General features: G+C 68.0%; 14 protein-coding genes and 1 pseudogene. 6 read left to right on the top strand and 9 right to left on the bottom strand.

The annotated features are described in order from the left end of the window. On the top strand, positions 1 to 348 hold a 348-nt coding region (locus BM199_RS30835), incomplete at its 5' end, for a transposase (protein ID WP_177242868.1). A gap of 81 nt (positions 349 to 429) precedes the next feature. On the opposite strand, the gene BM199_RS34065 is transcribed toward BM199_RS30835, so the two are convergent. The 3 genes from BM199_RS34065 to BM199_RS33540 are packed head-to-tail and all read right to left on the bottom strand — an operon-like array spanning position 430 to position 1,458. Continuing rightward, positions 430 to 591, bottom strand: a complete 162-nt coding sequence (locus tag BM199_RS34065) for a hypothetical protein (RefSeq protein ID WP_177242867.1) — start codon at positions 589 to 591, stop codon at positions 430 to 432. Positions 592 to 595: 4 nt separating this feature from the next. After that, positions 596 to 784: a hypothetical protein gene (locus BM199_RS33545; protein WP_143101963.1), complete on the bottom strand. Its 189-nt coding sequence runs from the start codon at positions 782 to 784 to the stop codon at positions 596 to 598. Positions 785 to 831: 47 nt separating this feature from the next. Continuing rightward, on the bottom strand, positions 832 to 1,458 hold the full coding sequence (locus BM199_RS33540) for an Ig-like domain-containing protein (protein ID WP_425425622.1): 627 nt from the start codon (positions 1,456 to 1,458) through the stop codon (positions 832 to 834). A gap of 226 nt (positions 1,459 to 1,684) precedes the next feature. On the opposite strand from BM199_RS33540, the gene BM199_RS30825 reads away from it, so the two are divergent. Next, positions 1,685 to 2,260, top strand: a complete 576-nt coding sequence (locus BM199_RS30825) for a methyltransferase family protein (RefSeq protein ID WP_218160477.1) — start codon at positions 1,685 to 1,687, stop codon at positions 2,258 to 2,260. 13 nt (positions 2,261 to 2,273) lie between these two features. Here the strand turns inward: BM199_RS30825 and BM199_RS30820 are convergent. From BM199_RS30820 to merA, 4 genes and pseudogenes are all read right to left on the bottom strand, one after another. Further along, a pseudogene (locus BM199_RS30820) lies at positions 2,274 to 3,138 on the bottom strand (cytochrome c oxidase subunit I); the annotation flags it as partial. Positions 3,139 to 3,394: 256 nt separating this feature from the next. Then, entirely contained in the window at positions 3,395 to 3,796 is a 402-nt protein-coding gene (locus BM199_RS30810; protein ID WP_091679212.1) for a DUF302 domain-containing protein, read from the bottom strand. A 118-nt stretch (positions 3,797 to 3,914) separates the two neighbouring features. Further along, positions 3,915 to 4,556: an organomercurial lyase MerB gene (gene merB, locus BM199_RS30805; protein ID WP_091679209.1), complete on the bottom strand. Its 642-nt coding sequence runs from the start codon at positions 4,554 to 4,556 to the stop codon at positions 3,915 to 3,917. Positions 4,557 to 4,583: 27 nt separating this feature from the next. Continuing rightward, positions 4,584 to 5,981 (bottom strand): mercury(II) reductase, encoded by a 1,398-nt coding sequence (merA, locus tag BM199_RS30800; RefSeq protein WP_177242864.1) that lies wholly within the window; start codon positions 5,979 to 5,981, stop codon positions 4,584 to 4,586. Between the two features lie 106 nt (positions 5,982 to 6,087). Between merA and BM199_RS30795 the strand changes: the two genes are divergently transcribed. From BM199_RS30795 to BM199_RS30780, 4 genes are read left to right on the top strand one after another with little or no spacing between them, the layout of a single operon-like run. Further along, complete coding sequence (locus BM199_RS30795; RefSeq protein WP_425425621.1) at positions 6,088 to 6,453, top strand: ArsR/SmtB family transcription factor; 366 nt, start codon at positions 6,088 to 6,090, stop codon at positions 6,451 to 6,453. A gap of 26 nt (positions 6,454 to 6,479) precedes the next feature. Beyond that, entirely contained in the window at positions 6,480 to 6,797 is a 318-nt protein-coding gene (locus tag BM199_RS34060; protein WP_177242863.1) for a hypothetical protein, read from the top strand. A 3-nt stretch (positions 6,798 to 6,800) separates the two neighbouring features. Further along, entirely contained in the window at positions 6,801 to 7,382 is a 582-nt protein-coding gene (locus tag BM199_RS30785; RefSeq protein ID WP_091679201.1) for a TlpA family protein disulfide reductase, read from the top strand. Further along, entirely contained in the window at positions 7,382 to 8,320 is a 939-nt protein-coding gene (locus tag BM199_RS30780; protein WP_245788934.1) for a cytochrome c biogenesis CcdA family protein, read from the top strand. The genes BM199_RS30785 and BM199_RS30780 overlap by 1 nt, the downstream gene beginning before the upstream one ends. A gap of 22 nt (positions 8,321 to 8,342) precedes the next feature. Here the strand turns inward: BM199_RS30780 and BM199_RS30775 are convergent, their stop codons facing one another. Both BM199_RS30775 and BM199_RS30770 read right to left on the bottom strand, forming a co-directional pair. Then, positions 8,343 to 9,704, bottom strand: a complete 1,362-nt coding sequence (locus tag BM199_RS30775) for a dihydrolipoyl dehydrogenase family protein (protein ID WP_091679196.1) — start codon at positions 9,702 to 9,704, stop codon at positions 8,343 to 8,345. Between the two features lie 192 nt (positions 9,705 to 9,896). Continuing rightward, a complete protein-coding gene (locus BM199_RS30770) occupies positions 9,897 to 10,193 on the bottom strand; it encodes a hypothetical protein (RefSeq protein ID WP_091679193.1) in 297 nt (98 codons plus the stop codon). Positions 10,194 to 10,603: the final 410 nt, after the last annotated feature.

Genomic DNA, 10,603 nt, shown 5'->3' with positions numbered 1-10,603 from the left:
CAGGTCGCCAAGGCCTACCCCGACCGCCAGCTGCACCTGGTGATGGACAACTACGCCGCCCACAAACGCGTCGAGGTCCGCGACTGGCTGGGGGCTAATCCACGAATCCGCGTGCATTTCACCCCGACCTCCGCATCGTGGCTCAACCTCGTCGAGGTGTGGTTCGGCATCATCGAGCGCCAGGCCATCCGCCGCGGCACCTTCCGCTCCGTCCGCGACCTCAACACCAAGATCCGCGCCTTCATCAACGGCTGGAACAACCGCTGCCACCCCTTCATCTGGACCAAAACCCCCGACCAGATCCTCGCCAAGGCCAACCGTCAGACGACTTCAAACACGGCACACTAGGTGACGTCGTCGTGCTCGTAGTGGGCGTTGGTGATCTTTCCCCACTGCTGCCAGGCCTTCTCGCATTGGGTGCGGGACAGGTCAAATGCCGGTGGCGCAGATGCCTTTGAGGGCGAGTGCAGCAACGACATTTCCGCTGCCGCTGCCCAGTTCGAGCGTGGGGAGGGGAGTGCCGAGCAGTTCGTCACCCGGGCCGTGGTCCTCGTATTGGCTCCACTCAAAGGCGTGCTGCAGCGCTGTCACTTCGTTAGGTGCGGGTGCGGCCTTGCGACTGGCGTAGTGATCCCGAGTCATTGACCTTGCCCTGCTGGGCAAGCGACCACGGCGCCGAGTGCAGGAACTGTCCGGAGTCTACTTCGATACGGTGCCCGTCCGGTGAATCCACCGGGACTCCGTAGGTGCTGGAGTCCAGGACGTAGTCCGTCTGCACGGTCATCACCAGCAGGGTTCCCGAGACGCTTGGCGCGGACGGTTTGCCGAGGCTCACCGGGACGGTTTGCGCCAGTTCGCCATCCTTGTAGGCTCGTAGCGTCTTGTCGCTGTCGGAGATCCTGGTGATGATCGAGGCGCCGGTCTCGAACGAGATTTGGCGGTCGGTCTCGCCATACACTCCCTTGCCGAGGTGTACGCGCTGATGCCGATGTCCCGTGTGACCGTCGTGTAGGCGGGCCAGTACTCCTTGGTGCGGTAGTGCGCCTCGTCGTCGCCGAACCACCGCCAGGCGCCCTCTGCAGGCATTTTCGAAGTGACCCGCAGATTGCGCAGCACCGCTGCCCGGTCGGTGACGGGTTCGGAGAACTCGATGATGATCGGGATGTCGACTCCCGTGGTCTCGCCGTCGAGTGGGACGATCGAGGGGTACGCCGTCGCGGCTGGGGACGCCGTCGTGAAACGCGCCACTTTCGTCCCGGACGCCGACTTCGCGGTCACCGAGTATCGCGTGTCGAAGTCCAGCTCCCCAGTGGAGGTCCAGCGGGTGCCTGCGGTGTTCAGGGAGCCGCTGACGTCGGTGCCAGCGGAGTTGGTCATGGTCACCGTGGACAGAGTCGCTGCCGTCGCCGGGCTGGATACGAAGCTGACCGGGGGCTGCGGCGGTCGACTCCGGACCACCGTCGGCGGCCGGCTCGCCCGGCGCGCTGCAGGAGCCCGCAAGCACAGCCAGCGCGGCTACCAGCGGAAGCAGCGCCACGAGCGTCCGGCGGGCGATCTGGATGCGAGCACAGTGTCTCCTCTCTTCGCCACACGGCGGCTATCACGACGACACCACCGCTGTCATTGCGCCGAAGAACTCAGCAAAGTAATGTCACATGCGCATGTATGCATGTTAGGAGGTGTGATGTCGAGGCAACGCGCAGGACCGGCGTGGACGGTGGCGCTGGCTGCGGTATATGGCGGCACTGGGGTACTTCTGCGGCGAATGCGTCGGGAGATGCTGCGTGAGGGACGGTTCCGGCCCGGGACGGCAGTGGCTGTCTACGCTGCCTACGCCGTTCACGCCGCGGCCGTCGGGGCGGTCGCTCGCCGGCGTCGGCTTGCCCTCCCTGTGTCCCGGCTCCCAGCACTGGGGGCGGGGGCGGGCCTGGCCTCGGTGGGTCTCGGGTTGTGTGCCGGCGGGCTGCGTCGGTTCGGCAGTGCCGGGCAGGTCAGCGGGACCGAGTCGGGAGAACTCGTGGTGCGGGGTGTCTACCGCTACAGTCGCAATCCCCAGTATCTCGGGCTCTCGCTGGTGTTGGCAGGTACCGGTCTCGCTTGGCGCAGTGGGTCGGTGTTGCTGTACACCGCTGGCGTCGGACTGGTGTTTCGTTCGTGGGTCCGGGTCGAGGAACGTCACCTTGTGCTCCAGTTCGGTCGGCCGTATCGGCAGTACGTCGGTGCCACACACCGCTGGCTGGGCGTTCCAGCCGAACCCTGAACCGTGGGCCTTGTCATCGCTCGCCCGCGTTGTCCCGGTCGCGATCGCCCGGGATAAGCGCGTCGGTGGCCTGTTGTGACGGCGTCCGCGCGGCCTGTGCGCGCGGCAGGGGTTTGCCGGTGAAGGTGACGTGGCCTTCCCGGTGCATCGTCTCCATCATGTGCGGGTAGTGCAGCTCGAAGGCGGGCCGTTCGGAGCGGATTCGGGGCAGTTCGGTGAAGTTGTGCCGCGACCTCGCCGTAGCGGTAGCTCTTGAAGATGTTCCAGATGAACGGCAGCGTCGATGCGCCGAGGACGTAGGCACCGATCCTGCCGTAGAGCACGTAATGGAAGTGCGCCACGACAAAGTACGAATCGGACACTTGGAAGTCGATGGCGGGCGCGGCAAGCAGGATGCCGGTGAGGCCACCGAACAGGAAGGTGACGAGGAAGCCGACCGAGAAGATCATCGGCGTCTCGAAGCTGAGCTGGCCCTTCCACATCGTGCCGATCCAGTTGAAGAACTTCACCCCGGTGGGCACCGCGATCAGGAACGTCATGAAGGAGAAGAACGGCAGCAGCACGGCGCCGGTGGCGTACATGTGGTGCGCCCAGACCGCGACCGACAGTGCCGCGATGGCGAGCGTCGCCCAGACGAGGCCCTTGTAGCCGAAGATCGGCTTGCGGCTGAACACCGGGAAGATCTCGTACACGATGCCGAAGAACGGCAGCGCCACGATGTAGACCTCGGGGTGGCCGAAGAACCAGAACAGGTGTCGCCACAGGATCACGCCACCGTTGGCCGGGTCGAACACGTGCGCACCGAGGTGCCGGTCCGCGAGCAGGCCGAGCAGGGCGGCGGTGAGGATCGAGAACGCCAGCAGCACCAAGAGGCTGGTAGGTCGGCTCGCCGATTGCGGTACTCCTGCTCGTCGATCTCGCCTCGGGCATATCGCTCGTCGAGGAACTGGCGTGCGGAGGGGGAACCCGCTTGCGCACCGGGCCTTTACTCTGTAGACCCGCTAGGTCGCGCGTAACCGAGCAGAGTCAGCAGAACCAGCCCATCATAGAATCGTCCATCATGGTCATCACTCGAGTCGTCGCCGGTCGCCTGTTTCGCCTCGCTGACGGTGGGTTCCAGTCTTCGAAGCGCTGCTAACCATTGGCGGTTGTCAAAGCGTCGAGGGCGGTGTTGATGCGGTGTTCGGCGTCGTCGGCGATGGGCTTTAGGTCGTCGAGTTCGGGCACGGTGACCATGACCTGAGGGTTGAGGGCGTGGACCAGAGTCTGGTTGTCGCCGGTGACGCGGACGACGACGTTGCACGGCAGCAGCAGTCCGATCTGGCGGTCGATGTCGAGGGCGCGGTGCGCGAGCTGGGGGTTGCAGGCGCCGAGGATGACGTAGGGTTCCATGTCCGCGTCGAGCTTGTTCTTGAGGGTAGCTCGCACGTCGATCTCGGTGAGCGTGCCGAACCCCTGCGCTTGGAACGCTTCCTTGACTTTGGGCACGGCCTGCTCGTACGGCATATCAAGAGTAATCGTGCGTGCGTAGTCCATCGTCGACCTCCATCTGGTAACCGGCGTTCGTTCAGGCGGTCCTCGTGGCGAGGGTGCGTTCCTTCACCGCTTGGGCTTCGCGGGTTCGTCCCTGTGGTGTGTTTGTGGTTTCTTTGTTTCAGCAGCAGGCGCCGGGTTCGGACGTGTCGCACCCTGTTGTGTCGAGTTGGCGTCCGAGCTGGTAAGAGTCGGCGACCGGGAGCACGGTCCCGTCGGGGTGTTGGTCCAACCAGGGCTGCGCGGCGTGGGTGTCGGTGAAGAAGTGCACGTGGTTGCAGAAGGAGCCCCGTACCGAGGTCAGGTCGGCCGGGATGACGATGGACACGACCGCGGTCTCAGGGTCGACGGCGGTGACCTGGTCCGGTTCGACGGTCGCCCGGATCGGCTGGCCGGTGGTGTGGCAGGGCGATTCGACCTGGGCGGGCCGGCCGAGGATGGTGGGGAAGATCAGGGTGTCCAGCGCGCACCAGGTGTAGAGCTGGCGCCCGTCGAGGGTGAACCGGTGCTGGGTGGGGCGCAAGGTGACCCCGTAGCCGACGATGCGGCCGGTGTCGTCGTACTCGGTGTCGGGTAACTGTTCCATCGCCTGTTTGACCTCTTCCTCGGCGCGGCCGGTGGTGATAGCCAGGTCGGGGATGGTGACGGGTTCGCCACGGGAGAGTAGGAGCAGCAGGGGGTGCCACAGCCATCCGGTCGGGCTGTCCTGCCGGGAAAAGACACTGTCCATGGTGGACGCGAGCGTCTGGATGTCGTTGGTCATCGGGTGTTTCCTTTTTCTGCGTGGTGGTCAGGAGGCGCAGCAGGACAGTTTGGTGACGTCGCGGGTGTAGGTTTGGGCGGCGAGTTTGAGGCCTTCGGCCATGGTCAAGTAGGGGCACCACAGGTCGGCCATGTCGTGCACGGTCATGTGGTTGGCCAGGGCGTAGACGGCGGTGGCGATGACGTCGCCGGCTCCGGCGGCGAGCACGTGCGCGCCGAGCAGGCGTCCCGTTTCGCGTTCGGCGACGAGTTTGATCGCGCCGCGGGTGTCGCGGTTGACCAGGGCCCGTGGCACATACTCCAGGGGCAGCACGCGACAGTCGCAGTCGTAGCCCTGTTCGACGGCGGCGGCGTCGGTGAGCCCGGCCGAAGCGAGGCTGGGTGTGGTGAAGGTGACCGCGGGCAGATGGTGGTAGTCCAGGGTGCGGTCGGCGTTGTCGAAGGCGTTGTCGGCCACGACCGCACCATGGGCGCCCGCGACGTAGACGTACTGCGGGTGTCCGGTGACATCCCCGGCCGCCCAGATGCGGGAGTTGTGGGTGCGCAGGTGCTCGTCGACGACGATCTCGCCGCGAGAGCCGGTTTTCACGCCGACCGCGTCCAGGTTGAGTCCGGCGGTCACGGGATGCCGCCCGGTCGCGAGCAGCAGCCGCTGCCCACTGACCCGCTGACCGGTGTCCGTGGTGACCGCCACGCCCCCAGCGTCAGTGTCGTCGGTGTCGACGCTGGTGGCGCGTTCGGCGATGACGGTGATCCCGTCGTCGCGGAACACGTCGGCCAGGATCGCGGACAGTTCCGGTTCGGTGTGTGGAGCGAACCTGCCCACGACGGCGACCTCGACACCGAGGTGCGCGAACAGTTGGGCCTGTTCCAGGCCGACGTAGCCGCCGCCGACGACCACCAGCGATGTGGGCAGGTCGGTCTGCTCCATGGCGGTGGTCGAGGTGAGGTAGTCGACCCGGTCGGTGCCGTCGAGGTCGTGTGCGCGGGGGGTGGAGCCGGTGGCGATGAGGTAGTGCTCGGCCTCGATCCGGGTCCGGCTGCCGTCGCGGCGATCCACCTCCAGCGCGGGGCCCTCGGTGAACCGGGCCTCGCCGGGCAGGATCTCCCAGCCGTACTCGGCGGCCAGGTCGACGTACTTCTCCGCCCGCAGCCCCTCGACCAGGGCGTCCTTCCCGCCGATCAAGGCGGCACCGTCCACCGGATCCGCGCTGGTCGCGATCCCCGGAAACCGTTGGTCCAGGGCCACGTGGCGGGCCTCGGCCGCGGCCAGCAGCGCCTTCGACGGCACGCACCCGACGTTGACGCAGGTCCCGCCGACCGTGTCGCGCTCGATCATCACCACGCTCTTGCCCTTGCCACGCGCCGCGATCGCCGCCGCGAACGCACCCCCGCCGGAACCGATCACTGCCAGGTCGTAGTGCACCGTCGTTCTCCGTCCAGTCCCATGCATCTGTCTTGCCGAATGCCTCAATGCTAACCTAAGATTCGGACATCCGGATACGACAAGACTCGATGAGGGGACGGCACCCGTGGCCGATACTTCTGAATCCAGCATGACCCTGCTGCCCACCGAGGCCAACGGGGTGGAGATGGTCGCCAAGTTCTTCCGCGCCCTGGGCGACCCGAACCGGCTGCGGCTGCTGGAGTTCCTGCTGCACGACGAGCACTCCGTCAGCGAGTGCGTCACGCACATCGGCCTGTCGCAGGGCCGGGTGTCGAGCCATCTGGCCTGCCTGTCCGACTGCGGTTACGTGCACCTGCGCCGCCAGGGCCGCTTCTCCTACTACCAGGTCACCGACCCGCGCGTGGCCGAACTGGTGCTGCTGGCCCGGTCACTGGCCGCGGACAACGCCACCGCCCTGGCCACCTGCATGCGCATCACCCCCGGCAGCTGAGCGAGAGAGAAAGGACGCGGTCCGTCATGCCCACCAGTCCCGATCACGAGGGCCAGCGCACGGCCCGGGCCACCGGCGCTGTCGTCCTGCTGTCCGTCTTGTGCTGTGGCCTGCCGCTGCTGATCGCCGGTGGCGCACTCGCCGGGCTCGGGTCGGCCCTGGGCAACCCGTGGGTGATTGGCGCCGGCGTGGCGCTGCTCGTCGGCGTTCTGGTGTGGCGGCTCCGCCGCCACACCGACACCTCCACCCCCTCCGGGGACCCCGGATGCCGCCCACCGCAACAGCCGGCCCGTGACCAACCCCGCCAGAGCACGCAATCGCCGACACACCCCAAGGAGCACTGACTCATGCCCCACGCCCCGACCGGCGCCCGCGCCGAGGCGACCCCCGGTCGTCGACGCACGCTGTTCATCGCCCTGGCCGTCGTCGCCGTGCTCGGTGTTGCCGCCGTGCTGTACTCCGCGTTCTCCGGGGCAGAGCGCCCGGCCACCTCCGCCCCGGCCGGCGCGAACGCTGGTAACGCCGCGGCTCCCGCGGCATTGACGGCCCGCACGGTGGACGGCGGCCAGATCACGGTGCCCGGCAACCGGCCCAGTGTGCTGTTCTTCTTTTCCGTCGAGTGCGGCAGCTGCGGCCCCGCCACCACAGCGCTGGCTCAAGCCGAGCAGGCCGTCGGGGACACAGCGAACTTCGTCGCGGTCGACGTCGCCGGCTACGAAACCAAGGCCGACGTCACGGACTTCCTGACCGCCCACGAGGCCACGACGCTGGCCTACGCCATTGACACCGACGGGCAATGGATCCGCACCTATCAGGTCAACCAGCTCTCCACTGTGGTGGTGCTCGACGCCTCCGGTAAGGAAGTGTTCCGCGCCATCGAACCGTCCGCCGAGCAGATCCAGGCCGAGTTGGCCACGGTGACCGCCTGATGGAGGCGCTGCTCGCGCTCGCGTTCGGCGCAGGCATGCTCGCCCCGGTCAACCCCTGCGGATTCGCCGTGCTGCCGGCGTTGCTGGCCCACGCCGTCGGCACCGACACCACCGACGGAGCCGCGGCGAGCAGGAGTACGGCGGCGCGGCTGGGCGGTGGACTGCGCGCCGGGGCCGCGCTCACCCTCGGGTTCGCCGGAACCTTTACCGTCATCGGCATCCTGCTTGCGGTCGGCATGCGGTCGCTGATCGGCGTCGTCCCGTGGGCCGCCGCCGTCCTCGGCGGTGTTCTCGCCGTGGCCGGGCTGGCGATGGTGGCCGGAAGGCGAATTCCACTGCGCCTGCCCTCCCGCCGCAGCGGCACCCCACGCCAGGGCCCCAGGGGAATGATCGCCTTCGGCGCCGGGTACGCCCTCGCGTCGGCCTCCTGCACGCTGGCGGTGCTGCTGTCCGTGGTCACCCAGGCCCTGGCCACCACCAACTTCTCCGGAATCCTGGTCATGTTCGGTGCCTATGCCGCCGGATCGGCCACTCTACTGCTGTTTCTCGCGGTGTTCGCCGCGTTCGCCAGCGGTCTGATCAATCGGTTCCTGCGGCGGCTGCTGCCGCACATGCACCGCATCACCGGTACCGTGCTCGCCCTCTCCGGCGGCTACCTGCTGCTCTACTGGCTACCCCAACTCACCGGCAGCGGCGGGCCGGGCAGCAACGCCCTCGCCGGCCCGGTCAGTGGCCTCGCCGTGTGGATCAACACCCACCAACTGTTGATCGTTGCCATCGCGCTCACCCTCATCGCCGCCATCGCCCTCACCGCGTACGCCCAGCGCTCCCGCACCTCCGCGACTGGCGGGCGTGAAGATCCGCTGGAGGACTGCTGCGCACCGACCACCGCCGCGGAGGCCGAGGTCACTCAGTCCCGAGAGGACCGCGGCACCTGAGCGAGCTCGGGGCAGGGTGGGGTCACGACCGGCTCTCCAGGTCGAGGTTTTGCAGGGCTTTGAGGTAGCCCTCGTTGTAGGTGGGGAACTGCGCGATCTGGTCGAGCAGCCGGTCGATCGGGATCTGTTCGCGCACGGCCAGGGCCGCGGTGTGGATCCATTCACTGGCCTGCGGGCCGACGGCCCACGCCCCGAGCAGCACCCGGCGCTCGCGGTCGGCCAGCACACCGAGGTGCCCGCGCGGGTCGGTTTCGTAGGTCCACGGACGCGCGAGAACCTGGGCCAGGTCGACCTCGGCCGCGGCGTTCGGCAGCCCCTGGTTCTGCGCCTGCTCGGCGGTCAATCCCACCGCGGCGATCTCCGGATCGGCGAACACGACCCGCGGGATCCCCTCGTATCGGGCGGTGCGCGGGGTACCGAGGATGTTGTCGACCACGACCCGCCCCTGATACATCGCGACGTGAGTGAACGGCATGACGCCCGTGACATCGCCCACTGCCCACACTCCGTCACCGGCGCGGCAGTGCTCGTCCACGGACACCCCACCCCGCTCACCGAGGCGCACCCCGGCGCGGTCCAACCCCAGCCCGTCGGTGCGGGGACTGCGACCGGTGCCCACGACGATGACATCGCAGCGAACCTCGCCGCCGCCCTCGAGCTCCACGACGGTGTCCGCCCCGTCACGGCGGACCCTGCGTGCGGTGGCGTTCGTGCGCACGTCGACGCCGTCCTCACGCAGGTACTGCTCCGTCAGCTCTCCCGGCCGCGGATCCTCGCGGGACAGCAGCCGGGCCGAGCGCTCCAGCATGGTGACCTGGGCGCCGTAGCGGGCGAGGAACAGACCCAGCTCGACGCCGACCGCGCTGCCGCCGATCATCACCACCCGCGCCGGGATCTCGGTCAGGGTGGTGGCCTCCCGGTTGGTCCACACCGGCACCCGGTCCAGGCCCTCGATCGGCGGAACCACGGCACTTGAGCCGGTCGCGATGACGATGTCGGCGGCGCGCAGTTGCTGCCCGTCGACCTCGACGGCACCCGGGCCGGTGATACGCGCGGTTCCCTTGATCACCGTGGCGCCGGACTTCTCATAGCCCGCGACCTGGTTGCTGTCATCGAGGTGGCGAATCATGTAATCGCGGTACTCGCGCGTCGAGGACCAATCCAGCCGCGCGCCGTCCACGCCGGCGGCGCGATCCACGCCGCGCTGTGACTCCGGTGGACGCAGCAGCGTCTTGGACGGGATACACGCCCAGTAGCCACACTCGCCACCGATCAGCTCCCGCTCCACCACAGCGACCCGCTTACCGGCGGCCAGCAACTCCCCGGCGACCACCTCCCCACCCGGTCCCATCCCGACCACGATCACATCGAACTGCTGGACCATCCCGTGCACCTCTCCTGAACAGGCCGTGGTGGAACCCGCGCCACCTGCTTCAGGGTTCGGCGAGCCACCCCGGGCATAGAACTATCGCATTCGTGTTTCCGGATGAATCAGTCCTACCCTCGATGGCAGCGCCGCAAACTCGATCCGTCGCGACGCCGCTGACGTGTCCACGGCGTGCCAAGCGTGGTTTCGTCACGTGCACTCCGGCGTGTCCATGCCGCGCAGCATGAGGCCGAGGCCCAGGTCGAACTGCGCGCCGGGGTCTGACTGTCCACAGAAGACCTCGGCGACCTCGGCCAGTTCCGGCGGGACATCTGGCCGCAGCAAGTCACCAATGGCGGTCGGCCGGCATCCTTCTTGGCCGGAACCCCACGCGACCTCGTTGAGAGCGGCACCCAGTGCATAAGAGGTGACGGTGCGCAGCGACGCGTACGCGGACGCTTCCGGGACCCGTGCCCTTTTGCCGCGCTGATATGGGTGCGAATGCATCGCAGCGCGGGCACCGGCATGTTTCCGTGGCTGGCGATCAGGGGATGCCGCGTTCGGGTGGCGATGGACCGTGTCCCGCAGCGAGTGCGCAAAGCCCCAGTGTGCCAAAGGCTGCACGCCGAGGGCTCCGCCGCGTCGGAGCCGGGCCAGCGCCACGACGTGTCTCTCGTGTCTCTCGATGAGGCCCGGTCGATCACCGAGCAGTGCCCGAGGCACCGAAGAAGACGGCCGAGAAAATCCTCGATCACTACGGCGGGGAAGGAACCAAAGTAGACCCCGCACGACGTCCGGGTCACGGGGTCAATCCGAAAGGCACGCTACGCCCGTCGAACCGGGCCGGCTCGGGCCGGTCCGGCCACCGCGGGGAGACCACACGAGCTTGCGATCCCCGTTCGGCACCACCGGTCAAG

Origin of the sequence: Amycolatopsis marina (genome assembly GCF_900111885.1) — a bacterium.
Taxonomy (GTDB): Bacteria; Actinomycetota; Actinomycetes; order Mycobacteriales; family Pseudonocardiaceae; genus Amycolatopsis; species Amycolatopsis marina.
Note: the sequence above shows the minus strand (reverse complement) of the source record. Positions and strands in the feature narration are given on the sequence as shown.

What these genes read in the sequence shown, in the direction of transcription:
- BM199_RS33545 (WP_143101963.1), bottom strand. Translation starts at nt 784, where the DNA reads ATGACCGTGCAGACGGACTACGTCCTGGACTCCAGCACCTACGGAGTC.
- BM199_RS30825 (WP_218160477.1), top strand. Translation starts at nt 1,685, where the DNA reads ATGTCGAGGCAACGCGCAGGACCGGCGTGGACGGTGGCGCTGGCTGCG.
- BM199_RS30810 (WP_091679212.1), bottom strand. Translation starts at nt 3,796, where the DNA reads ATGGACTACGCACGCACGATTACTCTTGATATGCCGTACGAGCAGGCC.
- merB (WP_091679209.1), bottom strand. Translation starts at nt 4,556, where the DNA reads ATGACCAACGACATCCAGACGCTCGCGTCCACCATGGACAGTGTCTTT.
- BM199_RS34060 (WP_177242863.1), top strand. Translation starts at nt 6,480, where the DNA reads ATGCCCACCAGTCCCGATCACGAGGGCCAGCGCACGGCCCGGGCCACC.
- BM199_RS30785 (WP_091679201.1), top strand. Translation starts at nt 6,801, where the DNA reads ATGCCCCACGCCCCGACCGGCGCCCGCGCCGAGGCGACCCCCGGTCGT.
- BM199_RS30780 (WP_245788934.1), top strand. Translation starts at nt 7,382, where the DNA reads ATGGAGGCGCTGCTCGCGCTCGCGTTCGGCGCAGGCATGCTCGCCCCG.
- BM199_RS30775 (WP_091679196.1), bottom strand. Translation starts at nt 9,704, where the DNA reads ATGGTCCAGCAGTTCGATGTGATCGTGGTCGGGATGGGACCGGGTGGG.
- BM199_RS30770 (WP_091679193.1), bottom strand. Translation starts at nt 10,193, where the DNA reads ATGCATTCGCACCCATATCAGCGCGGCAAAAGGGCACGGGTCCCGGAA.